A 25746-nucleotide genomic window follows, 5' to 3' on the forward strand; every position below is an offset into this window, starting at 1 on the left:
GCGACGGGCCTTAAGTGACGTTTGTACGAAGAAGCGTGTGCATATCGGGACTGCGCCGGGCGGGGCCCGGGGCGCCGCGCGTCAGACGGCGGCCTTCTTGAGGCGGCGGCGCTCCCGCTCGGACAGACCGCCCCAGATGCCGAAGCGTTCGTCGTGGGCGAGGGCGTACTCGAGGCACTCGGAGCGGACCTCGCAGGCGAGGCAGACCTTCTTGGCCTCCCGGGTGGAGCCGCCCTTCTCGGGGAAGAAGGACTCGGGGTCGGTCTGGGCGCACAGCGCGCGCTCCTGCCAGCCGAGTTCCTCTTCCGCGTCGTCGACCAGCAGTTGCTGCACCAGCTCGGTCATGTGCGCCCCTCGTCCGTCTTTCGCGTCCCCGTGATGTGGCCGTTACCGATTCCGGCTGAACGACACGAGTGAAATTACAAGTGTGCTGCTCCGGGCGAGTCAAGCCGAGATCTGCTATTGGGCCCCTTATTCACTCTGCGGAACCAAGGCCGAGCGGAAAGTGTTCAAATCACCCTAAACCTTGACACGCAGACGGAACCCGCGTGGGCGTCCGGCCTCGCACAAGGCCTCACAAGGGAGGACGCCCCGAGGATCGATCCCGTTCCGACACCCCTGCCGCGGCGACCCGGATCACAGTCGGATCACGAGATCGCAACGGCGCGCGGGGCGCCCGGCCGTGCGCACCTTGTGTCCCGGCAACCGGCTGAACAAACCTTTCGCCTGCCAGATGAACCGGATGAGGTGAACCAGGTCCCACATACCGGGCTTCGAGTTGACTTCGGGAGTGTGAACCGCTCTCCTTGTGGGCATGCTCGCGAATCCGGCACTCACCTCGACCCGCTCCGCCGGGTTCCTCGGTGCTGCCCGCGCTCGCTGTAGCTGTCGCTGTACCGGCTGTTGAGCCACCGCGCTCCCGCCGACGCCGCGTCCTTCGAGGACCCGGCCTCCTCCTGCTGAATCCGCTCCCACCCGGGGCACCCCCTGCCGCCCGCCCGCGACCCGGGCCCCGCGCGGCGACACCCCCACCGCCCCGCCTCTTCGCGCCGAGGACCTCCGTACTCCATGAACAGCGACAGCGACCTGCAGATCGCCGGCGACATCCTCGAAGTCCCGCACCTGCTCCAGCCCGAACGTGAACACCCCTCCACCGTGGCCGAGTTCGCCGGCCTGGCCCGCGCCGTCGCGGCCGACCGCGCCCAGTGGGAACCCCTCGTGCGGTACGACGCCACCACCCGCTGGTACCACCGGCTGCGCACCGGACCCGGCTACGAGGTGTGGCTGCTCTCCTGGGTCCCCGGCCAGGGCAGCGGGCCGCACGACCACGGCCGCTCCTCCGGCGTGCTCACCGTCCTGGAGGGCGCGCTGACCGAGCGCACGGAGCGCGGCACGCGCGTGCTGACCGCCGGGGACCAGCGGGTCTTCGCGCCCGGCTACGCGCACGACGTCGTCAACGACACCCTGGAACCCGCGGTCAGCCTGCACATCTACCACCCGGGCCTGACCGAGATGCCGATGCACCCCGCGTCCCGGCTCCGCACGGCCGCCGCCTCCCCCGCCGCCCCGCACTGCGAGGCACGCCCGGCAACGGTCCGGTGACTGGCTGACGCGATGTCGTAGCGGCCTGCGAGGATGACCCCATGCGCATTGTGGTTCTGGCAGGCGGCATCGGCGGTGCCCGTTTCCTGCGCGGTCTGAAGCGGGCCGTGCCGGACGCGGACATCACGGTCATCGGCAACACCGGGGACGACATCCACCTCTTCGGGCTGAAGGTCTGCCCGGACCTCGACACGGTGATGTACACGCTCGGCGGCGGTATCAACGAGGAGCAGGGCTGGGGGCGGAGCGACGAGACCTTCCACCTCAAGGAGGAGCTCGCGGCCTACGGCGTCGGGCCGGACTGGTTCGGGCTCGGCGACCGCGACTTCGCGACGCACATCGTGCGCACGCAGATGCTCGGCGCGGGCTTCCCGCTGAGCGCGGTCACCGAGGCGCTGTGCGACCGCTGGCAGCCCGGCGTGCGCCTGATTCCCATGACCGACGACCGCGTGGAGACGCATGTGGCGGTCGAGGTGGACGGCGAGCGCAAGGCCATCCATTTCCAGGAGTACTGGGTGCGGCTGCGCGCCTCGGTGCCCGCCCAGGCGGTCGTGCCGGTCGGCGCCGAGCAGGCCAAGCCCGCGCCGGGCGTCCTGGAGGCGATCGGCGAGGCCGACGTGATCCTCTTCCCGCCGTCCAACCCGGTGGTGTCCGTCGGCACGATCCTCGCGGTGCCCGGCATCCGCGAGGCCATCGCCGACGCGGGCGTGCCGGTGGTCGGCCTCTCCCCGATCGTGGGGGACGCGCCGGTGCGCGGCATGGCCGACAAGGTGCTCGCCGCCGTCGGCGTGGAGTCCACGGCGGCCGCGGTCGCCGAGCACTACGGCTCGGGGCTGCTGGACGGCTGGCTGGTGGACACCGTGGACACGGCGAGCGTGGAGCGGGTCGAGGCGGCGGGCATCCGCTGCCGGGCCGTGCCGCTGATGATGACCGACGTGGACGCGGCCGCCCGGATGGCCGGCGAGGCGCTGGCCCTGGCCGAGGAGGTCCGTACGGCATGAGCGAGGCGCACCCCGCCTACCGGGTCTGGGCCCTCCCCGGCCTGCCCGAGGTCCGTCCCGGCGACGACCTGGCCAAGCTGATCGCGGCCGCCGCGCCCGACCTCGCCGACGGCGACGTCCTCCTGGTCACCTCGAAGATCGTCTCCAAGGCGGAGGGCCGGATCGTCGAAGCCGCCGACCGGGAGGCCGCGATCGACGCGGAGACCGTACGGGTGGTGGCCCGGCGCGGCCCCCTGCGTATCGTCGAGAACCGGCAGGGCCTGGTGATGGCCGCGGCCGGTGTCGACGCCTCGAACACGGCCCCGGGCACCGTCCTTCTGCTCCCCGAGGACCCGGACGCCTCCGCCCGCACCATCCGCCAGGGCATCCGTGACGCGCTCGGCGTCGAGGTCGGCGTGATCGTCACCGACACCTTCGGCCGTCCCTGGCGTGCGGGGCTGACGGATGTGGCGATCGGCGCGGCGGGCGTGCGCGTGCTGGACGACCTGCGCGGCGGCACCGACGCGCACGGCAACCCGCTCTCCGCCACGATCGTCGCCACCGCCGACGAGCTGGCCGCCGCCGGTGACCTGGTCAAGGGCAAGGCGGCGGGCCTGCCCGTGGCGGTGGTCCGCGGCCTGCCGCACACCACGTCCCCCGACGACACCGAGGGCGCCCGCGCCCTGGTCCGCGTCGCCCGCGACGACATGTTCCGCCTGGGCACGTCCGAGGCGGTGCGCCAGGCGGTCACCCAGCGCCGTACGGTGCGGTCGTTCACGGACGAGCCGGTGGACCCCGGCGCGGTACGCCGCGCGGTCGCCGCCGCCGTGACGGCCCCCGCGCCCCACCACACCACCCCCTGGCGCTTCGTCCTCCTCGAGTCCGCCGAGATCCGCACCCGTCTGCTCGACGCGATGCGCGACGCGTGGATCGCTGACCTCCGCAGGGACGGCAAGCCGGAGGAGTCCATCGCCAGGCGGATCCGCCGCGGCGACGTCCTGCGCAACGCCCCGTACCTGGTCGTGCCCTGCCTGGTGATGGACGGCTCCCACCACTACGGCGACGCCCGCAGGGACGGCGCGGAGCGGGAGATGTTCGTCGTCGCCACGGGCGCGGGCGTGCAGAACTTCCTGGTGGCCCTGGCGGGCGAGCGGCTCGGCTCGGCGTGGGTCTCCTCGACGATGTTCTGCCGCGAAGTGGTCCGTGACGTCCTGGACCTGCCCGACGACTGGGACCCGATGGGCGCGGTGGCGGTGGGCCACCCGGCCGGGGAACCGCGCCCCCGCCCCGAGCGGGATGCCGCCCGGTTCATCGAGGTGCGGTGAGCGAGGCCCTACCCTCGTAGGAGCTCTTCACTCTCACCTCAAGGACTCTCGTGGCCGGACGCTTCGCTCCCCGCCCGACACGGACCACCGTGCGCGGCGGCCATGTCGCGATGCCGTCCCCACGAGGCCCCCGCGACGCGCCGGCCTCACCCCGGACCCGAACCTACGTACCGGACCACCCCCTGGACCTGGGCCTGGTCCTCGGCCCGCTGCGACGCGGCACCGGCGATCCCACGTTCCGCACGACCCCGGACGGGGCCGCGTGGCGCACCAGCCTCACGCCCGTGGGGCCCGGCACCCTGCGGGTGACCCGGCACGACGACACGATCCGCGGCCAGGCGTGGGGCCCCGGAGCCGACTGGCTCCTGGACCGCCTGCCCGAACTGCTCGGCGCGGCCGACGACCCGTCCGCGTTCGTGCCCCGGCACAAACTGCTGGCGCTCACCCACCACCGTCTGCCGGGCCTGCGGCTGCTGCGCACCGGGCTGGTGCTGGAGTCGCTGATCCCGTCGATCCTGGAGCAGAAGGTCACGACCGGGGAGGCGTACCGGGCGTGGCGGCTGCTGGTCCGCAAGTTCGGCGTACCCGCGCCCGGGCCCGCGCCCGAGCGGATGGCGGTCATGCCCGCGCCCCGCACCTGGGCGCTGATCCCCTCCTGGGAGTGGCACCGCGCCGGCGTCGACGACAAGCGGGCCTCGACCGTGCTGCGCGCGGTGCGGGTCGCTGCGCGGCTGGAGGAGGCGGCGGGGATGCCCCCGGAGGAGGCGCGGGCGCGGCTGGAGGTCGTGCCGGGGATCGGGCCTTGGACGTCTGCGGAGACGGTGCAGCGGAGTCATGGGGCGGTGGACTCCGTGACGGTGGGGGATGTGCATCTGCCGGGGATCGTGGGGTGGGCGTTGGCGGGGGATCGTGACGCCGATGACTCCGTCATGCTGTCCTTGCTGGAGCCCTACGCGGGGCAGCGGCACCGTGCGGTGCGGTTGATCCTGCTGAGCGGGAGGACGCCTCCGCGGCGGGCGCCCCGTATGCCGCACGGGGACATCGGTCGTCTCTAGCACCCCGTGCCGTGCAGCACCGTACGGGCGTTGCACACCCGTTCCCGTTCTTCTCACACCGGTGTTGGTGGGGGCCGGGGGTGTTTGCGCACCTCGGCGCCGACGAGGTGCCGCCGCGCCCACCCTCCCCCACTCTCGGCTTCGCTCGAGCGGGAGGTACCCCCATCGCCCCAGCGGCACGAATGCCCGCAGTTGGCGGTGACCGCACGCCGCCGGTGTCGGGGTAGCCGCTCGCGGCGGGGAGGGGACGGGGTGGGGGTGGGCGCCCGCAGCGGCTGGCGCGTCCGCGCCCTCAGCCTCTCCAGCACGCACTCTCGCGCCAGACCGAGGACGACCGCCCCCACCGCGGCCCCGCACCACCCACCGCCCGTATGCGCTACACCCGCCCCCACCGGACAGGTGGATGCGCCGCAGGCGTCACACCGCAACCCCCACCAGGCGTCGGGGGCACCGGACCTCAGTCCTCACCGCACAGAACCCCGCGCCGCAGGCATCGAACCCCCACCACGCGTCAGGGGCACCAGACCTCAGCCCTCACCGCGCAGAACCCCGCGCCACAGGCGTCGAACCGCACCTCCCACCAGGCGTCAGAGGCACCGCGCCTCAGTCCCCCCGCCGCAGGCGTCCGACCGCACCCCCTACTGATCCGACGAAAACCGCACCGCCCCCGCCGGAATCCGCGCGTCGCACCACACCCGCACGCCCTCCCTCAGCTCGTTCCGCGCCCCGATCACCGCGCCGTCGCCTATCACCGCCCCCGTCAGCACGGCCCGCTCCCCCACCCGTGCCCGCGTCCCGATCAACGAGTCCGTGACCACCGCCCCCGGTTCGATCACCGCGCCCGGCAGGATCGTGGAGCCGAACACCCGCGCGCCCTCCGCAACGAACGCCCCCTCGCCCACCACCGTCCCGCCCGCCAGCTTCGCGTCCGGCGCGACCCGTGCCGTCGGCAGCACCAGCCGGTCCCCGCACCGCCCCGGCACGGCAGGCGACGGCGCCTTGCCCAGCACCAGATCCGCCGAGCCCCGTACGAACGCCGCCGGCGTCCCGAGGTCCAGCCAGTACGTAGAGTCGACCATCCCCTGCAGATGCGCCCCCGCCTCCAGCAGCCCCGGGAACGTCTCCCGCTCCACCGACACCACCCGCCCCGCGGGAATCGTGTCGATCACCGACCGCCGGAAGACATACGCCCCCGCGTTGATCTGATCGGTGACGATCTCCTCAGGCGTCTGCGGCTTCTCCAGGAACGCCAGCACCCGCCCCGTCCCGTCCGTCGGCACCAGCCCGTACGCCCGCGGATCGGTCACCTGCGTCAGATGCAGGGAGACGTCCGCCCCGGACGTCTCGTGCGTCCGCACCAGCGCCCGGATGTCCAGCCCCGTCAGGATGTCCCCGTTGAAGACGAGCACCGGCTCGTCCGGCCCGGAGCGCAGCCGCGAGGCGACGTTGCGGATCGCGCCGCCGGTGCCGAGCGGCTCCTCCTCCGTGACGTACTCGATGTGCAGCCCCAGCGCCGACCCGTCACCGAAGTACGGCTCGAACACCTCCGCCAGGTACGACGTGGCGAGGACGATGTGCTCCACGCCCGCCGCGCGCGCCCGCGCGAGCTGGTGCGTGAGGAACGGCACCCCGGCCGCCGGGACCATGGGCTTGGGCGTGTGCACCGTGAGCGGACGCAGTCGCGTGCCCTTGCCGCCGACCAGGAGGATCGCTTCTGTCACCTGTCGTCTCTGCTTCCTGCCGGGACCGGCCGAACTGTCTTTCGGCCGGCCAGTGTATGCAGACGGCCCCCGGCAGGGGCGGAGCAGCCGGCCCGTGGGCCGTACGCGGGCGCGGTCCTCAGCGGCCTTGGTACTTGGCCGCCTTGGACCGCACGGTGCTCAGCTTCTTGTAGAGCTTCCCCCCGGGGCATGAAGTGTTGAACCCGTCCCGGTGACCGGAGATCACCTTCATCTTCACCTTCTTGCCTTTCGCGTACAGGTTGCCCCCGCCGGACGTCAGGGATGTCTTCTTCTTCGGATTCATGCCGTGGAGTCCGAGCTTCCAGGCGGTGAGCCGGGCGACGGCCTTCACCGCCTTGGAGGACGGCTTCTTGGAGCCGTAGGAGCCGATGACGGCGATGCCGGTGGTCTTGGAGTTGAACCCCATGGTGTGCGCGCCCTTGACCGGCTTGGCCACGCCCCCGGCCCGGCCCTCGTAGATCCGGCCGCACTTGTCGACGAGGAAGTTGTAGCCGATGTCCCGCCAGCCCAGGCTCCTGGTGTGGTAGCGGTAGAAGCCGCGGATCAGGGAAGGCACCTGCGAGCAGGAGTAGTTGTTGCCGGAGGCGGTGTGGTGCACGAAGGCCGCCTTGACGGTGCTCGTGTAGACGAAGCTCTTCTCGCGCAGACTCTCGTCCGCCCCCCAGCCACGCCGGGTGACGATGGCGGGGCGCGGCCCGATGTACGGCTTGGCCTGCTGCTGCTCTGTCAGCTCGGTGCCCCGCAGCGTGACGAGTTCCTCCCGCGTCTCCTCGGCGGTGAGCGAGGGGATCCGGGTGGCGCCGAGGGGCACGAGGGCGGAGTTGGCGGCGGAGGCGGCCTTGGCCGCGGCGGTCATGACGCCCGTACGGGGTTCTTCCGCACCCTCTGCAGGCCCGGCAGGCCCGGCGGGCTCGGCGGGCTCGGCACCCTCTGCAGGCCCGGCAGGCCCGGCGGGCTCGGCGCCCTCTGGGGGCTCCGCGCCCTCCGCAGGCTCCGCGCCCCCCACGGGCTCCGCGCCCTCAGCGGGCTCTGCACCCTCCCCCCGCTCGACGGGCTCCGCACCCCCCGCGGACTCCCCGGCCTCCGCCTCCCCCGGATCGACCAGGTCGAGCCGCATCCCGGCCGGCAGGGTGGACACCTCCCCCGCGCCACCTGACACCCCTTCACCTGACCCCGTGTCGACAGGATCGGCGTCGTCCGGCTCGCCGGCTGTCGGCAGCACCCGCACCTCGACCCCGTCCGACTCCCCCACCCACAGCGGCGCGGTGGCGCCCCGCGCCTTTCCGGAGGCGGCCTCCGAGGAGTCCGGGTCCGCCCCGTCCTGGGTGTAGTGGGTCTCGAGGTCCTGCCAGTCGGTCCACTCCCCCGTGCCGGCCTCACGGGTGCGGACCTGCACGCGGCCGCGCAGGTCGGCGGAGGGGTCGTCCCAGACGACACCGAGGAGGGAGAAGGTCCGTACCGTCCGGGGCGTCAGGCCGAGGACGGCGCCGGAGGCACGGTCGTGGGTCAGGGGCCGCAGGGGCAGCGACTGGGTGCTGCCGGGCACGTCGGCCCGCACTCCGGCGGACGATGCGGATGATGCGGACGATGCGGACGAACCAACCGCACCCGCGGACGCGACGACCCCACCGGACGAGGCGCCCGCGGCGGGCGGGGCGAGCGGAAGGGCGAGGGCCGCGGCGCAGGTGACGCCGATTGAGGAAGCAAGAATTCCACGCATGCCCCTGAGCTTGGACATAGTCAGACATATCTGTCCATCGGTCATATGACGGTCCGTCGGCTGCCGTTCCCCCGAACCGGTGGCCCGCGCATGGCCCGCACGGTGGGTGCGCCCGGCGGGGGCCGCGTACGCTTGCCCGGGTGAACGCCACCGACCGCACCCCTGCCGACCTGCTGAGTTCCGCGCTGGCCGCGGACCCGGGACGCCCCCTGGTGACCTTCTACGACGACGCCACGGGCGAGCGGGTCGAATTGTCCGTGGCCACCTTCGCCAATTGGGTGGCCAAGACCGCCAACCTGCTCCAGGACGAACTGTCCGTCGAACCGGGCGACCGGGTGACCCTGCTGCTGCCCGCGCACTGGCAGACCGCGGTGTGGCTGCTGGCGTGCGCGTCGGTCGGCGTGGTCGCGGACGTCGGCGGCGACCCGGCCGCGGCGGACGTGGTGGTGAGCGGCCCGGAGCCGGAGCAACTGGAGGCCGCCCGCGCCTGCTCGGGCCCGCGGGTCGCGCTGGCCCTGCGGCCGCTCGGCGGGCGCTTCCCGCAGCCGCCTGAGGGCTTCGCGGACTACGCCGTGGAGGTGCCGGGGCAGGGCGACCGGTTCGTGCCGTACGCGCCGGTCGACCCGGAGGAGCCGGCGCTGATCGTGGCGGGCCGGGAGTTCTCGGGCGCGGAGGTCGTCGAACGGGCCCGCGCGGAGGCGCCGGACCTCGGGCTGACCGGCCCCGGCTCGCGCATCCTCTCCGGGCTGCCGTACGACACGTGGGAGGGGCTGAACGCCGGGCTGTACGCGCCGCTGGCGACCGGCGGCTCCGTGGTGCTGTGCCGTCACCTCGACCGGCTGGACGCCGACGGCCTGGACAAGCGGGTGGAGAGCGAGCGGGTCACGGTCATCGCCCGCTGACCTGCCTCGACGAACACCGTCGTCACCCGTTCGGCGCAGCACCACCCCCCACCCCTCCCTTCCCCGGGCCACAGTCGTAGCAAGCGGCACACACCGAGCGGCACGCGCGGCGGCCCGCACCCGTACGCCGTCCCGGCCCGTACGCAGGGAGGGGTGGAACCGGCATGAGCGACACCGCAGGCACACCCCCCGAGGGACAGGGCGCGGCGGGCCGCCCGCTCGGTCCCGGCGCCGGAGCCTCGCCGACCGGGCGCGGCGCGGTCCGCCGCCGTCGACGGCGCTGGGTGTGGGGCGTGGGCCTCGGGGTGTCGCTCACGCTGGTGGGCGCCGCGGCCGCCGGGTGGGCGGTGTACATGAAGCTCGAGGGGAACATCACCCCGGACGACGCGACGGCGGCCGAGCTCGCCCGGTTCGAGAAGGACCGGCCCACCGCGCTGGTGAAGGACGCCCTCAACGTCCTGCTCATCGGGTCGGACTCGCGCGCGGGCGCGGAGAACGGCCGCTACGGACACGACCCGGGCACCGAGCGCTCGGACACGGTGATCCTGCTGCATCTGTCGGCGGGCCGGCGCAGCGCCACCGCGGTGTCGATACCGCGTGACCTGATGGTGGACGTGCCCGACTGCCGCCGCCGCGACGGGTCGCGTTCCGCGCCGATGTTCACCCAGTTCAACGCGGCCTTCGAGGTGGGCGGCCCGGCCTGCACCATCCGCACCGTCGAGAAGCTGACCGACGTCCGCGTGGACCACCACGTCGTCGTCGACTTCGAGGGGTTCAAGGACATGGTCGACGCGGTGGACGGCGTCGAGGTGTGCCTGAACGAGCCGATCGACGACAAGGACGCCCACCTGCGCCTGCCGGCGGGGCGCGTGACGCTGGACGGGGAGCAGGCCCTCGGGTACGTCCGCGCCCGCAAGACCCTCGGGGACGGCAGCGACACCGGGCGTATCGAACGCCAGCAGCGGTTCCTCGGCGCGCTGGTCAGCAAGGTCCGCAGCAACGAGATCCTGCTGAATCCGGTGAAGCTCTATCCCGTTCTCGACGCGGCCACCTCGTCCCTCACGACCGACCCCGAACTCGCCAGCTTGCGTGGTTTGTACGAACTCGTACGGGGGCTGCGCGACATCCCCACGGAAGGGGTGCAATTCCTCACCGTGCCACGGGAGTCCTACGCCGGGGACGTGAATCGCGACCAACTCGCCCAGCCCGCCGCCGGGAAACTGTTCGAGCGGCTACGCAAGGACGAACCCGTACGCGTGGATACGGACGGTGAGCGAAAGGCCACGGAAAAGGAAACGACGGCGCCGGCGGACAGCGCGTCCCCGGCGCCCACGTTCTCCGGGAACACCGCCGCCGAGGACACCTGCGCGTAAAAGAAACTCAAAGGCAACTCACAGGCTGCGAACTCCTGTCCATGGAAATGGGTGGATTGCCCCTTGTGAAGGCGTGGAATTGGTCACCGACGTCGCCGGAGGCCGATCCGGCCCGTTAGTGTGAGCCCTCCGGTGCGTCCGTTCCTTCAGGTCCGTCCTGAGATCCCGCACTGTGTGACCGAGACCCGAGCGCCTTGGGAGGGGAAAGGCGCCGCGTGGCCCCGACGGAGGATTCGAGCGACCGTGGACGCGCAAGGCCGTGGGCGGGGAGAGAACATCGATCCCGCAGACCAGTGGGTACTCAATCCGACCACCGGCGAATACGAACTGCGACTGAGCCCTTCCGCACCGCAGTCACCCATTCCGGGCCCGCGCGGCCCGAGGAACGCGGGTGCGGGAAATGCGGGCGCCCGAGCGGCGTCGCCCGACCAGGCGCCCGAGCGCCCCGGCCGTGCCTCACCCGAGCGTGGGACGCCCGGGCCGGACGTGCCGCCGCAGCGCCGGCGCCGGGGTGCCCAGGAGGAGGAGCCTCCGGCGGGCCGCCGCGGGCGCCGGCCGGCGAAGAAGAACAAGAAGGCGAAGAAGGTGCTGCTGTGGACCAGCGGCACGGCGGCCTTCCTGGTGCTCGCCGCGGGTGTCGGCGGCTACCTGTACCTGGAGCACCTGAACGACAACATCACGTCCGTGTCGGACGACGGCGCGGGCACCGGTGGCTTCAAGAAGGACCAGGCCATCAACATCCTGCTGATCGGCACGGACAAGCGCACCGGCTCCGGCAACGAGGGCTACGGCGACAAGGGCAGCGAGGGCCACGCCGACACCACGATCCTGCTGCACGTCTCCAAGGACCGCTCCAACGCCACCGCGCTGAGCATCCCGCGTGACCTGATAGTCGACATCCCGGACTGCCCGACGGAGCAGGAGGACGGCAGCCAGAAGGTCATCCCCGGCGAGACCGGCGCCCGCTTCAACACCAGCCTCGGCCAGGCCGGCCGTACGCCCAGCTGCACCATGCGGACCGTGACCGAGCTGACCGGCATCAAGCCGGACAACTTCATGGTGGCGGACTTCAACGCGGTGAAGACGCTGACCTCGGCGGTCGGCGGCGTCCCGGTGTGCCTGGGCAAGGACATCAACGACCCGGACTCGCACCTGAACCTGCCCAAGGGCACGCACCGGGTCGAGGGCGAGGAAGCGCTGGCGTTCGTGCGCACCCGTCACTCGGTGGGTCTGGGCGGCGACCTGAGCCGCATCGAGCTGCAGCAGCAGTTCCTCAGCTCCCTGATGCGCGAGCTGAAGTCGAACGACACGCTCACCAGCCCGTCCAAGATGATCAAGCTGGCCGAGGCCGGGACCAAGGCGCTCACCGTCGACTCCCAGCTCGACAGCATCAACAAGCTCAAGGAGCTCGGTCTGGAGCTGGGCAAACTGAACGTCAAGAACCTGACGTTCACGACGGTCCCGGTGATCGACAACCCGGCGGAGAAGATCAAGGTGACCGTCGTGCTCGACGAGTCGAAGGCGCCGGAGGTCTTCGACCTCATCCGCAACGACGTGTCGTTCACCGAGGTCAAGCAGAAGCAGAAGAAGGAGAAGGCCGCCGTCGCCGCCCGGCTCAAGGGCGAGAAGGCCCCGGCCTCCGAGGTGCGGGTGCGCATCCTCAACGGCGGCGCGCCCTCCGGAAGCGCCCAGTCGACCCTGAGCTGGCTCCAGGTCGATCAGGGCGTCAACAAGTCGGAGAACGCGGGCAACGCGCCCGCGGAGCTGGCGAAGACCACCCTCGAGTACGCCCCCGACCAGGCGGACCAGGCGCGGCGGCTGGCCGACATCATGGGCCTGTCCGGGTCGGCGCTGAAGCCGGGTGAGAGCGTCACCAACTCCCAGGGCGTGCCCGCGATGACGCTGACCCTCGGCAAGGACTTCAAGGGCGCGGGCGTCTCGCTCACGACACCGGCCAAGGCGCCGGACGACATCAAGAAATCCACGGCGGACAAGGTCGTCTGCGCCGAATAGGCACCGGACGGGCCCGTCTCGCGTCTTCGGGGACGCAGACGGGCCCGTTCCATGTCCAGGGGTGGGGAGAAAACACCGCACGATGACGCGAAGTGACGTGTACGAAGAGGGCGCACGGCAGGACAGCGCCCCGAGCGTCCCCGCGGGCGGCGACGGCGGCGACGCCGCTGGGAGACCGCGCGCCGGACGGGCGCGGCGCGCCCTGCGCTGGTCGGCGACGACCCTGGCCGTGCTGATACTCGGCACGGCGGGCGCCGGTTACCTGTACTACGACCACCTCAACGACAACCTGGTGAAGGGCGAGCGCAGCAGCGGCGACTCCAAGGCGGAGCGGTCCGCGCCCAACGCGGACGGGCAGACGCCCCTCAACATCCTGCTGATCGGCTCCGACAGCCGCGCCTCCGACGCCAACGTCGCCCTCGGCGGCGGCAAGGCCAACCGTGGCAACCCGCCGCTGGGCGACGTGCAGATGCTGATCCACCTGGCCGCCGACCGGAAGAGCGCGGCCGTGGTGAGCATCCCGCGCGACACCCGCGTCGACATCCCCCGGTGCACGGACCCGGAGACCGGGTCGACGTACCCGGCGACCAACGACATCATCAACACCTCGCTCGCGCGCGGCGGTCCGGGCTGCACACTCGCCACCTGGGAGAACCTCACCGGCGTCTACGTCGACCACTGGATGACCATCGACTTCGCGGGCGTGGTGCGGATGGCCGACGCGGTCGGCGGGGTCGAGGTCTGCGTCCGGCAGAACGTGTGGGACCGGCCGCTGCCCGGCGTGCCCGGCGGCTCGGGCCTGAAACTGCGGGCGGGCAGGACCAAGGTGCAGGGCGTGCAGGCGCTGCAGTGGCTGCGCACCCGGCACGCGTGGGGCAGCGACATCCTGCGCACCCGGGCTCAGCGCATGTACATGAACTCGATGATCCGCACCCTGCGCGGACAGAACGTGTTCACCGACACCGGGCGGCTCACCGACCTCGCGGAGGCGGCCACGAAGTCGCTCCAGGTCTCCGAGGAGATCGGGTCGGTGAAGAAGCTGTACGACCTGGGGATGCAGCTGAAGACGGTGCCGCCGGACCGCATCACGATGACGACCCTGCCGACCGTCGCGGACCCGCAGAACTCCAACCACCTCCTCCCCGCCGGGGACGACGCGGAGAAGGTCTGGGCGCTGCTGCGCGACGACGTGCCGTTCGACGACAAGGGCGGCAAGGGCGCGAAGAACAAGACGGCCGGGAAGGCATCCCGCGAGGAGCGCACCGCGGACCCGTCCGCGCCCGACGACGAGATCGGCGTGCTGGTGCGCAACGCCACCCGGTCCGCGACCGAGGGGCCGGTCTCCGGCCGGGCGAGCGCGATCGCCGCGGAGCTGGCCGAGCGGGGCTTCACCCGTGCCGCGCCGGACACCTCCGCCGCCGGCGCCGAGGAGCGGACCGTCGTGCGCTACCCCGCCGACGATCTGAAGGGGGACGCCCAGCGAGTCGCCAAGTCCCTCGGGATTCCGACGAGTTCGGTGCGCCGGTCGGCCGACGTCTCCGGCGTCACCGTGGTCGTCGGCGCGGACTGGCGCGAGGGAGACGCGTACCGGGAGCCGGAGCCGCCGAAGGCGGGCGACCTGCCGAAGAACGCCGACGCGCTCACCGCGGCCGAGAAGAGCGCCTGCATGGACGTGTACGCGCCGTACCGCTGGTAGCGGGCGGGGCCCCCGCCGCGCCCCTTGGCGAAATCGAGGGAAAACCCGGGGCAACTGACGGGCCTGTCAAGCGTCTAACAGGACGCAGGGCGGGGCCTGCGCGCCGGAGCGAGGAGTTTTCCACGGGTGGGAAGGACGGGGCAGTGACACAGAACGCCACACGGGAGACGGCCCGCCACGAGGAGATCGCACCGGATTCCGACGACGCTCCGCCCGCCGGCGACGCCCCGCCCGCCGACGGCTCCGTCCCGCGTCCGCGGCGCTTCCGCCGGATCCTCAAGTGGTCGGCGGCGGTGCTCGCGCTGCTCATACTCGCGGCCGGCGCGGGCGGTTACCTGTACTACCGGAAGCTCAACGACAACATCCGCAAGGACCCGCTGAACCTCGGCGACGGCAAGGTCGCCGAGCCGACGCCCAACGCGGCGGGCCAGACCCCGCTGAACATCCTGCTGATCGGCAGCGACGCGCGGGACAGCGAGGAGAACCAGAAACTCGGCGGCGCCCGCGAGACGTTCGGCTCGACACCGCTGGCGGACGTGCAGATGCTGGTGCACCTGTCCGCGGACCGCAGCAACATGTCCGTGATCAGCATGCCGCGCGACACCCTGCTGCAGATCCCCAAGTGCACCGACCCGGACGACGGCACGGTGTACCCGGCGAGCGAGGGCCGCCGTATGACCAACGAGAGCCTCGGGCACGGCGGTCCGGGCTGCACGGTGGCCACCTGGCAGGAGCTGACCGGCATCCACATCGACCACTTCGTGATGGTGGACTTCGCGGGCGTGGTCGCCATGGCGGACGCGGTCGGCGGCGTCCCCGTCTGCGTCGACGCCAACGTCCACTCGCGCGACAGCCTGGGCCACGGCTCGGGGCTGAAGCTGCCGAAGGGCACCCACCCGGTCAAGGGCGAGGAGGCCCTGCAGTGGCTGCGCACCCGGTACGGCTTCGAGGACGGCAGCGACCTCGCGCGCGCCAAGGCGCAGCACATGTACATGAACTCGCTGGCCCGGCAGTTGCGGGAGAACGCCACCCTGAGCAGCCCCAACAACCTGCGCAGGCTGGCCGAGGAGGCCACCCGGGCGCTCACCGTCGACCCCGGCCTCGACACGGTGAAGAAGCTGTACGACCTGAGCACCGAGCTGCGCAAGGTGAAACCGGAGCGCATCACCATGACGACGATGCCCAACCGGTACGTCGGCGCCCGGGTGGAACCCACCGAGGACGCCGAGAAGCTGTTCCGGCTGGTGCGCGAGGACATCGCCCTGGACGGCAAGGACTCCAAGCCGAAGCCGGCCGTGGAGAAGCCGCCCGCCGACCCGGCCGCGGCCGACGCCGCCATCGCCGTGCAGGTCCGCAACGGCACCCGCACCGACACCCTCGCACCCGCCCAGGGCCGTGCCTCCGCGATCGCCGGGGAGCTCCAGGGCAAGGGCTTCACGAGCGCCACCGCCGACGCCGACGGCGCGTACACCGAGGAGCGGACCGTGGTGCGCTACCCGAGCGCCGACCTGGAGGGCGACGCCCGCCGCGTCGCCGCGGTCCTCGGCATCCCGGCGGACGCGGTGAAGCGGTCCACGGACGTGTCCGGGGTGACGCTCGTCGTGGGCGCGGACTGGCGCGAGGGCACGCGGTACGAGGCGCCCGAGCAGGACGACACCACACCCGAGTCGGCGCAGGCGCTCAACGGCGCGGACGACAAGGCGTGCATGCACGTGGACCCCGACTTCACCTGGTGACGCGCGAAGGCCCCTTCCCGGCGCGGGAAGGGACCTTCGGCCGTAAGGTGACGGGGCGTCAGACCGCCTTGGCGTCCTCCGCCGTGACGGCGGGCCGGCGGGAGGCGATGACCTTCTTCGCCAGGGAGCGCGGGCTGGTGAGGAAGCCCCAGCCCCAGGACATGTGCATGGTGGCGAGGGCCACCGGGATCTGCAGCCGCGCCTTCAGCGACAGGCCCTTGCCGGCGGGTATCGAGCCCGCCACGATCGCCGCGAGGTAGCCGCCGGGGATCACGAAACCCCACGGGGTGAGCGCCGCGCCCACCACGATGCCCGCCGCGATCGCGCACACCGCGGTCGGCGGGGCGAGGTAGCGCAGGTTGATGGAACCGGAGTGGTAGCGGGCCACCACGTGGCGCCAGCGGCCGTAGTCCTTGTACTGCTTGGCCAGCGCCCGCACGGACGGGCGGGGACGGTACGACACCCGCAGCTCGGGCGAGAACCAGATCAGCCCGCCCGCCTCACGGATGCGGAAGTTCAGCTCCCAGTCCTGGGCGCGGATGAACTCCACGTTGTAACCGCCCTGCCGCTCCAGCGCCTCGCGCCGGAACACGCCCAGGTACACGGTCTCGGCGGGGCCGGCCTCGCCGCCGGTGTGGAAGGCGGCGTTGCCCACGCCGATCTTCGAGGTCATCGCGGCGGCGACGGCGCGCTCCCAGTCGTTCTCGCCCTCGGCGTGCATGATGCCGCCGACGTTCTGCGCGCCGGTCTCCTCCAGGAGGCGCACGGCGGTGGCGATGTAGTTCGGGGAGAGCATCCCGTGGCCGTCGACGCGGACCACGATCGGATGGCGCGAGGCCTTGATCGCCGCGTTGAGGGCGGCCGGGGTGCGGCCCGTCGGGTTGGGCACGGTGTGCACCCGCGGGTCCTCGGCGACGAGCTCGGCGGCGATCTCGTCCGTGCGGTCCGTGGACGGACCGAGGGCGATCACGACCTCCATCTCGCCGGCGTACTCCTGGGCGAGGATCGCGCGGACCGCGCCGCGCAGATGCCGCTCCTCGTTGAGGACGGGCATGATCACGGAAACGGCCGGGGGCCGCACGTCGGGATTGGCGTTCATAGGAGCCTCACGTTACCGCGAACGGGGGACACGTCTGCGCGTGCCGGGGTGCTGTGCGGAGGGCCGCAGATCGTATCGGCCTACGGTGCTCACGATTCCACGCTCGGCCGTCGTCCGGAGGTGCCCCCCTTGCCCACGCCGCCGCGCTCTTCCCGGCCCCGAAACGCCGACCGGCGCCCGGCGCGGCCTCCCCGCCCGGGCCCGCGCCCGCCCGCGCCCCCGCGCCGCCGTCCCCGGTGGGTCATGCGCACGGTCACCGCGCTGTCGGTCGTGGTGCTGGCCTCCGCCGGGATCGGGCACGCGGTGCTCAGCGGGCTCGACGACGACATCGCACGGGTCGACCCGTTCCGTGACATGAAGAACCGGCCCCGGGCCGGGCACGGCATGAACATCCTGTTGGTCGGCACGGACGGGCGGGACACCGTCGGCAAGGAGGAGCGGAAGCGGTACCGGCTCGGCGGGGCGCCCTGCCACTGCACCGACACGATCATGATCGTGCACATCTCCGAGGACCGGGACCGCGCCAGCGTCGTCAGCCTGCCCCGCGACTCCTACGCCGTGACGCCCCCGCACACCGACCGGGTCAGCGGGCAGCAGCACAAGGGACACCCGGTGAAGCTGAACGCGGCGTACGCGGAGGGCGGGCCGCAGCTCACCGTGCGGACGGTGGAGAAGATGACCCGGGTGAAGATCGACCACTACCTGGAGGTCGACTTCGCCAGCTTCATGAAGACCGTGGACGTGGTCGGGGGTGTGGAGATCTGCACCGACCAGCGGCTGAAGGACAGCCACACCGGGCTCGACCTGCCGCCGGGCCGGCACACCCTGAAGGGCGGCGAGGCCCTCCAGTACGTCCGTGCCCGGTACGTCGACGGCGGGTCCGACCTGAGCCGGATGCGGCGGCAGCAGCACTTCATGGCGGCGCTGGTGGAGCGGGCCACGTCGTCGGGGATCCTGCTGAACCCGATGCGGTTCCGGGACGTCACGCGCGCGGTGCTCGGCTCGGTCCGCGCGGACGAGGGGTTCGGCACGGGCGAGCTGCTCGACCTGGGGCGGGCGATGCGGAACTTCTCGCCGTCGTCGTCGGAGTTCACCACCGTGCCCGTGGTGACGCCGGGGTACGTCGTGAAGGGCATCGGCTCCACGCTGAAGTGGGACCCGCAGAAGTCCGAGCTGATCTTCGACGCGCTGCGCCGTGACGAGCCGCTGTCCACGCGGCCCTCGGCCGGCGCGGCGCTGCGGGTGCCGGTCGACCCGAAGCAGATCCGGGTGCAGGTGGAGAACGGCACCCGCACGCCCGGTCTGGGCCGCCGCGTGGACGCGGCCCTGGCGGCGACCGGCTTCGCCACCACCAAGGCCCCCGTCAACGCCGCCCGCCAGGACCACCAACGCACGGTCGTCACCTACGACCCCCGCTGGGACCGCTCCGCGAAGTCCCTCGCGGCGGCCCTTCCCGGCAGCGAACTCCGCGCGGTGAAGGGCCAGGGCGCCACCCTGAAGGTCATCGCGGGCGCGGACTTCGAGAAGGTCCGCAAGGTCCGCCCGGAGGACCCCGGCCAGGGAGAGTTCGGGGTGGTCAGGGGCGACGAGGTCAACTGCGGCTGACCCCGCCTGCGGCGGGGGCTCTCCCGGCCCCTGCGCGCCCTTGGCCCCGAGGCCCGGTCATGCCACCCGGGCCGAAGGCCCGCTCCTTGGTGTCCACGGCGGACCGACGCGGCCTGCCGGGCCGCGGACGGCCAAGCCGCCTCCGGGCCCGAGCGGGCCTTCGGCCCCGGACACGCTGGTGTCCACGGCAGACCGCGCGGCCTGCCTGGCCGACGCCGGCCTTCGCGCTCCGAGGCCTGGGCAGTGCCGCCGGGCAGTCCAGGGATCCGGGCGGGGCCTGGGCGGTGCCGCCGGGCAGTCCGGGGGATCCGGGCGGGGGCCGAGTGCCCGCCTCGGGCAGCCGCGCGGGAGCCGGTCGGCCGCAGGGCGACGGACGCGAGTCCGGGGGCGCACCCCGCACCTCCGGCCACTCAGGCCCTGGGCTCCACGGCAGCGCGCCGGGCAGCCACGCAACCGCCGGCCGTCCCCGGGAGGGCAGTGCACAGGGACCCAGCACTCGGCCACGCCACGGGCCGAACCCGCGGGTTGCGGGCCGCCGCCCGGCAAGTCCGGGGCTGGACACAGGATCCGGCCCTGACGGACCGGAGCCACGCCCCCAAGCGTGACTCGCCGTCCCACCCCCCGCCGTCAGGCGGACGCCGCGCGGCTGACCGTCCGGCCGTCCCACTCGTAGACCGGGACCCAGTGCACAGGGACCCAGCACTCGGCCACGCCACGGGCCGAACCCGTGGGTTGCGGGCCCCCGCCCGGCAAGTCCGGGGCTGGACACAGGATCCGGCCCTGACGGACCGGAGCCACGCCCCCAAGCGTGACTCGCCGTCCCACCCCCCGCCGTCAGGCGGACGCCGCGCGGCTGACCGTTGGCCGGCCTCTCGTGGGTCGGGACACCGTCATCGTCCTGCGCGTTCGGCGGCGAGCCGTGTCGCGGGCGCTCAGGTCAGGGGGCCGTGCCCCGCCTTCGGCGGCGAGCCGTGTCGCGGGCGCCCAGGTCAGGGCGCCGGGCCCCGTCCGGGGCTCGGGGGCATCCCGCCCTCGGGGGCCCGAGGGCGGGACGGCGTCAGTCGTCGAAGCCCTCCGCCGCCCGCTTCTCGCGCAGCTCCAGGATCGCGCGGCGGCGGGAGAGGCGGTGGGTGCGGCGGATCTGCGCCTCCTGGTAGCGGCGGCGGTCGCGGTCGGACTCGGGGAGAACCGGCGGGACCCGGCGTGGCTTGCCATCGGCGTCGACCGCGGCGAAGACGAGGTAGGCCGAGCCGACGTGCGTCGCCGGCGCGGACTCGTTCCAGCGTTCGGCCAGCACCCGCACCCCGACCTCCATCGAGGTCCGGCCCGTCCAGTTGACCTGGGCCTTGACGTGAACAAGGTCACCCACGCGAACCGGCTCGAAGAACGCCATCTCGTCCATGGAGGCCGTCACGGCCGGCCCTCCGGAGTGCCGGCCGGCGACGGCGCCCGCCGCGTCGTCGACCAGTTTCATGATCACCCCACCGTGCACGGTGCCCAGAAGATTCGTGTCGTTGTGGGTCATGATGTGGCTGAGAGTGGTGCGGGACGCCGAAACGGGCTTGCCCGGGATCTCCGGACTGTCCGTCTGCGCGGCAGGGGCCTGGTCTGTCATGGCCTCCACCTTATGCCGAGGTGACAAGCGGTGGTTTTGTGTCAGCTTCGCAACAGCGCCGCCCTGATTTTCCGACGACCCTTGTACCGCTCCCCCGGCGGACCTGCACACTGTCTGGCATGAATGATTGGCCCGAGGCATGGTCCGACGACAACCGCGGCGGCCGCTACGGACGCGGGAGCGCGAGCGCACAGCCCGAGAGCCCCCGCGTCATGCGGCAGGTCCGGCGGGGTCGGCCGGCCCCTCCCGGGCCGGGCGCCTACGGCGGTGTCCCGCAGCAGCCCCAGTACGTCGACGGCCGCGGCAGCGGCGGCTACGACGACTACAACACAGGACAGGTGTACGGCGGCGGCGGACGCGGCGGCGGTGACGGCTACGGCCCGCAGCGCCCCGCACCCGACTGGCGGCGCCGTATCAAGTGGACGGCGATCACCCTGGTGACCGTGCTGTTCGTCACCACCGTCGCCACCTACTTCTGGGCCGACTCCAAGCTCAACCGCGAGGTCGACCTGTCGAAGGTGATCGAGCGGCCCGAGAAGGGCGAGGGCACCAACTACCTGATCGTCGGCTCCGACAGCCGCGAGGGCCTGTCCGACGACGACAAGAAGCGGCTGCGCACCGGGTCCGTCGACGGCAAGCGCACGGACTCGGTGATGGTCCTGCACACCGGTGACAACGGCCCGACGCTGATATCGCTGCCGCGTGACTCCAACGTGGAGATCCCCACCTTCAAGGGCTCCGAGTCCGGGAAGACCTACCAGGGCACCGGCCGTCAGGTGAAGCTGAACGCCGCGTACGCCGAGGACGGGCCCGAGCTGCTGGTGCGCACGGTGGAGTTCAACACCGGCCTGCACATCGACCACTACGTGGAGATCGGCTTCGGCGGCTTCGCGAACATCGTCGACGCGGTCGGCGGCGTGGAGATGGACATCCCGCAGGACATCAAGGACACCAAGTCCGGCGCCGACCTCAAGAAGGGCAAGCAGACCCTGAACGGCGCGGAGGCGCTCGCCTTCGTCCGCACCCGCTACGCCCTGCCCGGCTCCGACCTGGACCGCACCAAGAACCAGCAGAAGTTCCTGTCGGCGCTGGCCGGCCAGGTGGCCACGCCCAGCACCGTCCTCAACCCCTTCCGCCTCTACCCGACCATGGGCGCGGGCCTCGACTCCCTGATCGTCGACAAGGACATGGGGCTGTTCGACCTGGCCGACATGTTCTGGTCGATGAAGGGCGTCAGCGGCGGCGAGGGCACCTCGATGAACATGCCGCTCGCCGGCTCCACCGGGGGCAACCTGCTGTGGGACAAGGACAAGGTGAAGCAGCTGGTCAACCAGCTGAACAACGACGAGAAGGTGACCGTCACGGGCGACTGACACCGCCGGTCACCACGACGAGGGCACCCCCGCCGGGGGTGCCCTCGCGCATGTACGGCGCCTGCGTCACATCGGGGCGCCCGCCATCGCACGGCACATCTCCGAGCAGCGGCGGCACGCCTCGGCACACCGCGTCATCAGCTCGTCCTCCGGCATCGACATGCACGCCTCCGCGCACAGGTCGCAGGCCTGCGCGCACATCATGCACATCTCGTTGTGCAGCGGGGAGCGCCGCATCATCATGTCCGCGCACATACGGGTCATCTCCGAACAGTCGAGGAGCGCCCGCATGATCCGTGTCTGGGCCTCGCCGCCCCGCTGCAGACACGCGCTCATGGCCTCCTCGCACACGCCGTGACAGGCCATGCACGCCTGGATGCAGTCCTGCATCTCCTTGCTCAGCGGTTCCGTAGCCGGCTGCTGCTGGGTCATGGTTCCTCCCAGGGTCCGGCGAGGACCGGCGTTCGGTCCCCGCACCTCCCGTCCTACGCGCCTGTGTCCATGACCACCACAGGGACGCTGCTTGGCCGGGCCGGGAGCGGCAACCAGGAAGGGCGGCGCCCGTGACCGCGACGCCGAGGGGGCGAGCGGCGGAACGGGCAGGGAGAGGACATGACGACACAGACGGAACGGCAGCGGCTGCGCAGACGCCTGGAGCGGCTCATCGGCATCGCGGCGACCGAGGGCAACGAACTGGTGCCGCTGCGCAACGGCGACGAGATCTTCCCGGCGATGCTGGAGGCGGTCCGCGCCGCCGAGCACACCGTCGACATGATGACGTTCGTCTACTGGCGGGGCGACATCGCGCGCGAGTTCGCCGAGGCGCTGGCCGAGCGCGCCCGCGCGGGCGTCCGTGTGCGACTGCTGCTGGACGGCTTCGGCGCCAAGGAGATAGAGCCGGAGCTGCTGGAGGCGATGGAGGAGTCCGGCGTCCACGTGGCGTGGTTCCGCAAGCCGACCCGGCTGTCGCCGATGCGGCAGAACCACCGCTGCCACCGCAAGGTGCTCCTCACCGACGAGCACACCGCCTTCACCGGCGGGGTGGGCATCGCGCAGGAATGGTGCGGCGACGCCCGCAACCCCGAGGAGTGGCGCGACACCCATGTGCGGGTCAGGGGCCCGGCCGTGGACGGCATCGCGGCGGCCTTCGCGCAGAACTGGGCCGAATGCCACGACGAGCTGTACGACGAGTACGACCGCTTCACCGCGCAGGAGCAGCCCGGCACCGCCACGGTGCAGGTGGTGCGCGGCTCCGCAAGCTTCGGCTGGCAGGACATGCAGACCCTGCTGCGCGTGATGATCACTTCGGCGCGGGAGCGGTTCCGGCTGTCCACGGCGTACTTCGCGCCGGACGAGTACTTCATCGACCTGCTGGCGGCCGCCGCCCGCCGGGGCGTGAAGGTGGAGATCCTGCTGCCCGGGCCGCACACCGACCAGCGGGCCTGTCTGCTGGCCGCGCGTCAGCACTACCAGACGCTGGTGGACGCGGGCGTTCAGGTGCGGGAGTACCAGCCGACCATGCTCCACACGAAGATCATCACGGTGGACGGCGTCTGCTCCCTGATCGGCTCGACCAACTTCAACCGCCGCTCGCTGGAGCACGACGAGGAGGTCATGCTGGCCGTCCTCGACGAGGGCTTCACCGCGCAGCTGGACGCCGACTTCGACGCCGACAGCAAGCAGAGCGAGGCCGTCGACCCGGCCCGCTGGCGGCGCCGCCCGCTGCGCGCACGGCTCGCGGAGGCGGCCGTCACCCCGATCCGGCGATTTCTGTGAGCCGGCGGCGATGAGTTCCGCCCGCGCGGGAAGTCCACCCCCTGTCAGCCAGGTCGGGAATGACCAGGTCAGGAGAGACAGTGACTCAGCTGCTGCGCGTACAGAACTTCTGCGTCTCGGCCGACGGGATCGGCGCGGGCAAGGACCAGACCCTCGAGCGCCCGTTCGGCCATGTGAACCCGGGCGAGCTGTTCGCCTGGGCGGGGGCCACGGCGAGCTGGCCCAACCGCACCGACCCCGGCGGGACCCGGGGCCTCGACGACTACTTCACCCGTGACTTCACGCACAACATCGGCGCGGAGATCATGGGCCGCAACAAGTTCGGGCCCCTGCGCGGGCCCTGGCAGGACGACGAGTGGCGGGGCTGGTGGGGGGACGAGCCGCCGTTCCGCACGCCGGTGTTCGTGCTGACCCACCACCCGCGTCCGACGTTCACGCTGTCCGACACCACGTTCCACTTCGTCGACGGCACCCCTGAGCAGGTGCTGGAGCTGGCACGGGAGGCGGCGGACGGCAAGGACGTCCGGCTGGGCGGCGGGGTCACCACCGTGCGGCAGTTCCTCGACGCGGGTCTGGTGGACACACTGCACGTGGCGGTGTCACCGGTGAAGCTGGGCTCCGGGCTGCGCCTGTGGGACTCCCCGGAGGACCTGCTCGACCGGTACCACCTCGAGGTCGTGCCCAGCCCGAGCGGGGTGACGCACCACCTGTTCTGGCGCAGGTGAGCCCGGCGCGGTGGCCGGCCACCGGGGCCGGACGGCGCGGAAGGGCGCCCGGGAGACCCCGGGCGCCCTTCCCTGGGGCCTGACCGCGGTTACGGCAGGTTGCGCGCCATCACGATGCGCTGCACCTGGTTGGTGCCCTCGTAGATCTGCGTAATCTTGGCGTCGCGCATCATGCGCTCGACCGGGTAGTCGCGGGTGTAGCCGTAGCCGCCGAGGAGCTGGACGGCGTCCGTGGTGACCTCCATGGCGACGTCGGAGGCGAAGCACTTGGCGGCGGCGCCCTGGAAGGTCAGGTCGCTGTCGCCCCGCTCGGACTTCGCCGCCGCCGCGTACGTCAGCTGGCGGGCGGCCTCGATCTTCATGGCCATGTCGGCGAGCATGAACTGCACACCCTGGAAGTCGGCGATCGGCTTGCCGAACTGCTTGCGCTCCTTGACGTAGCCCTTGGCGTAGTCGAGGGCGCCCTGGGCGATGCCGAGGGCCTGCGCGGCGATGGTGATGCGGGTGTGGTCCAGGGTCTTCATCGCCGTGGCGAAGCCGGTGCCCTCCTCGCCGATCATGCGGTCGGCGGGGATGCGGACGTTGTCCAGGTAGACCTCGCGGGTGGGCGAGCCCTTGATGCCGAGCTTCTTCTCCGGGGCGCCGAAGGAGACGCCCGGGTCGGACTTCTCCACGACGAAGGCGGAGATGCCCTTGGAGCGCTTCTCCGGGTCGGTGACGGCCATCACCGTGTAGAACTCGGACTCCCCGGCGTTGGTGATCCAGCGCTTCACGCCGTTGAGCACCCAGAAGTCGCCGTCGCGGACCGCGCGGGTCTTCATGCCGGCGGCGTCGGAACCGGCGTCCGGCTCGGACAGGCAGTACGAGAACATCGCCTCGCCCTTGGCCAGCGGGGCCATGTACTTCTTCTTCAGCGCCTCGGAGCCGGAGAGGATGACCGGCAGCGAGCCCAGCTTGTTCACGGCGGGGATGAGGGAGGAGGACGCGCAGACGCGGGCCACCTCCTCGATCACGATGACCGTGGCGAGCGCGTCCGCGCCGGCGCCGCCGTACTCCTCGGGGACGTGGACGGCGTGCAGGTCGCCCGCGACGAGCGCGTCGAGGGCCTCGCGGGGGAAACGGGCCTCCTCGTCCACCGCGGCGGCGTGCGGCGCGATCTTCGCCTCGGCCAGCGAGCGGACGGCGTCCCGGAGCATGTCGTGCTCCTCGGACGGGCGGTACAGGTCGAAGTCAGCCGATCCGGCCAAGGTCTCTCACGCTCCAAAACGCTGCGATGCTGGTCACGCTAACTACCGTTAAGTAACTCAAATGTTAGGCCTTCTCCCCTGCTCGTGGATAGGTGAGCTGGGCGACAGCGGGGGAACAACCCGACGAGGGGCGCAGGGCCGCCCCGGATATGCTCGGGCGCG

The 25746-nt window shown here is 72.1% G+C and carries 20 protein-coding genes; 13 read left to right on the forward strand and 7 right to left on the reverse strand.

The window, feature by feature from the left end; all coding sequences use genetic code 11:
• Positions 1-81: 81 nt before the first annotated feature.
• Positions 82-345, reverse strand: coding sequence for a WhiB family transcriptional regulator (locus tag AY578_RS12910; RefSeq protein ID WP_019527098.1), 264 nt, complete (start codon positions 343-345; stop codon positions 82-84).
• A 723-nt stretch (positions 346-1068) separates the two neighbouring features.
• Between AY578_RS12910 and AY578_RS12915 the strand changes: the two genes are divergently transcribed.
• The 4 genes from AY578_RS12915 to AY578_RS12930 are packed head-to-tail and all read left to right on the forward strand — an operon-like array spanning position 1069 to position 4962.
• Positions 1069-1602, forward strand: a complete 534-nt coding sequence (locus AY578_RS12915; protein WP_215049350.1) for a cysteine dioxygenase — start codon at positions 1069-1071, stop codon at positions 1600-1602.
• A gap of 41 nt (positions 1603-1643) precedes the next feature.
• Entirely contained in the window at positions 1644-2603 is a 960-nt protein-coding gene (cofD, locus tag AY578_RS12920) for a 2-phospho-L-lactate transferase (RefSeq protein ID WP_215049351.1), read from the forward strand.
• Positions 2600-3907 (forward strand): coenzyme F420-0:L-glutamate ligase, encoded by a 1308-nt coding sequence (locus AY578_RS12925; RefSeq protein ID WP_136239187.1) that lies wholly within the window; start codon positions 2600-2602, stop codon positions 3905-3907. The genes cofD and AY578_RS12925 overlap by 4 nt, the downstream gene beginning before the upstream one ends.
• Positions 3908-3957: 50 nt before the next feature.
• Positions 3958-4962, forward strand: a complete 1005-nt coding sequence (locus AY578_RS12930) for a DNA-3-methyladenine glycosylase family protein (RefSeq protein ID WP_019527094.1) — start codon at positions 3958-3960, stop codon at positions 4960-4962.
• 638 nt (positions 4963-5600) lie between these two features.
• Here the strand turns inward: AY578_RS12930 and manB are convergent.
• Both manB and AY578_RS12940 read right to left on the reverse strand, forming a co-directional pair.
• A complete protein-coding gene (gene manB / locus AY578_RS12935; protein ID WP_019527153.1) occupies positions 5601-6683 on the reverse strand; it encodes a mannose-1-phosphate guanylyltransferase in 1083 nt (360 codons plus the stop codon).
• Between the two features lie 118 nt (positions 6684-6801).
• Positions 6802-8442 carry an N-acetylmuramoyl-L-alanine amidase gene (locus AY578_RS12940; protein WP_258902377.1) on the reverse strand — a complete coding sequence of 547 codons (1641 nt, stop codon included), beginning with the start codon at positions 8440-8442 and terminating at the stop codon, positions 6802-6804.
• A 122-nt stretch (positions 8443-8564) separates the two neighbouring features.
• On the opposite strand from AY578_RS12940, the gene AY578_RS12945 reads away from it, so the two are divergent.
• The 5 genes from AY578_RS12945 to AY578_RS12965 all read left to right on the forward strand — a co-directional run bounded on the left by AY578_RS12945 (position 8565) and on the right by AY578_RS12965 (position 16144).
• Positions 8565-9326, forward strand: a complete 762-nt coding sequence (locus AY578_RS12945; protein WP_136239189.1) for a TIGR03089 family protein — start codon at positions 8565-8567, stop codon at positions 9324-9326.
• A gap of 164 nt (positions 9327-9490) precedes the next feature.
• Positions 9491-10699, forward strand: coding sequence for an LCP family protein (locus tag AY578_RS12950; RefSeq protein WP_019527156.1), 1209 nt, complete (start codon positions 9491-9493; stop codon positions 10697-10699).
• A 243-nt stretch (positions 10700-10942) separates the two neighbouring features.
• Complete coding sequence (locus AY578_RS12955; protein ID WP_161232267.1) at positions 10943-12712, forward strand: LCP family protein; 1770 nt, start codon at positions 10943-10945, stop codon at positions 12710-12712.
• A gap of 82 nt (positions 12713-12794) precedes the next feature.
• Entirely contained in the window at positions 12795-14408 is a 1614-nt protein-coding gene (locus AY578_RS12960) for an LCP family protein (protein WP_026244169.1), read from the forward strand.
• A gap of 143 nt (positions 14409-14551) precedes the next feature.
• Positions 14552-16144 carry an LCP family protein gene (locus AY578_RS12965; protein ID WP_019527159.1) on the forward strand — a complete coding sequence of 531 codons (1593 nt, stop codon included), beginning with the start codon at positions 14552-14554 and terminating at the stop codon, positions 16142-16144.
• A gap of 58 nt (positions 16145-16202) precedes the next feature.
• Here AY578_RS12965 and AY578_RS12970 read toward each other — a convergent pair whose 3' ends face one another.
• Positions 16203-17243 (reverse strand): glycosyltransferase family 2 protein, encoded by a 1041-nt coding sequence (locus AY578_RS12970; protein ID WP_161232268.1) that lies wholly within the window; start codon positions 17241-17243, stop codon positions 16203-16205.
• A 129-nt stretch (positions 17244-17372) separates the two neighbouring features.
• Here AY578_RS12970 and AY578_RS12975 point away from each other — a divergent pair, with 129 nt between their 5' ends.
• Positions 17373-18848: an LCP family protein gene (locus AY578_RS12975; RefSeq protein WP_202415015.1), complete on the forward strand. Its 1476-nt coding sequence runs from the start codon at positions 17373-17375 to the stop codon at positions 18846-18848.
• 1057 nt (positions 18849-19905) lie between these two features.
• Here the strand turns inward: AY578_RS12975 and AY578_RS12980 are convergent.
• Positions 19906-20463 carry an acyl-CoA thioesterase gene (locus AY578_RS12980; RefSeq protein ID WP_019527162.1) on the reverse strand — a complete coding sequence of 186 codons (558 nt, stop codon included), beginning with the start codon at positions 20461-20463 and terminating at the stop codon, positions 19906-19908.
• A 119-nt stretch (positions 20464-20582) separates the two neighbouring features.
• Between AY578_RS12980 and AY578_RS12985 the strand changes: the two genes are divergently transcribed.
• Positions 20583-21836, forward strand: a complete 1254-nt coding sequence (locus AY578_RS12985) for an LCP family protein (RefSeq protein ID WP_215047945.1) — start codon at positions 20583-20585, stop codon at positions 21834-21836.
• Between the two features lie 66 nt (positions 21837-21902).
• On the opposite strand, the gene AY578_RS12990 is transcribed toward AY578_RS12985, so the two are convergent.
• The gene (locus tag AY578_RS12990; RefSeq protein ID WP_019527164.1) at positions 21903-22268 is read right to left on the reverse strand and encodes a four-helix bundle copper-binding protein; all 366 of its coding nucleotides are present in this window, start codon (positions 22266-22268) and stop codon (positions 21903-21905) included.
• A 180-nt stretch (positions 22269-22448) separates the two neighbouring features.
• Here AY578_RS12990 and AY578_RS12995 point away from each other — a divergent pair, with 180 nt between their 5' ends.
• Positions 22449-23612, forward strand: coding sequence for a phospholipase D-like domain-containing protein (locus tag AY578_RS12995; RefSeq protein WP_258902378.1), 1164 nt, complete (start codon positions 22449-22451; stop codon positions 23610-23612).
• 80 nt (positions 23613-23692) lie between these two features.
• A complete protein-coding gene (locus AY578_RS13000) occupies positions 23693-24337 on the forward strand; it encodes a dihydrofolate reductase family protein (RefSeq protein ID WP_215047944.1) in 645 nt (214 codons plus the stop codon).
• A gap of 89 nt (positions 24338-24426) precedes the next feature.
• Here AY578_RS13000 and AY578_RS13005 read toward each other — a convergent pair whose 3' ends face one another.
• Positions 24427-25584 (reverse strand): acyl-CoA dehydrogenase, encoded by a 1158-nt coding sequence (locus AY578_RS13005; protein ID WP_019527167.1) that lies wholly within the window; start codon positions 25582-25584, stop codon positions 24427-24429.
• Positions 25585-25746 lie beyond the last annotated feature (162 nt).

The sequence above is a fragment of the Streptomyces thermocarboxydus genome, from assembly GCF_024760485.1.
Taxonomy (GTDB): domain Bacteria; phylum Actinomycetota; class Actinomycetes; order Streptomycetales; family Streptomycetaceae; genus Streptomyces; species Streptomyces cellulosae.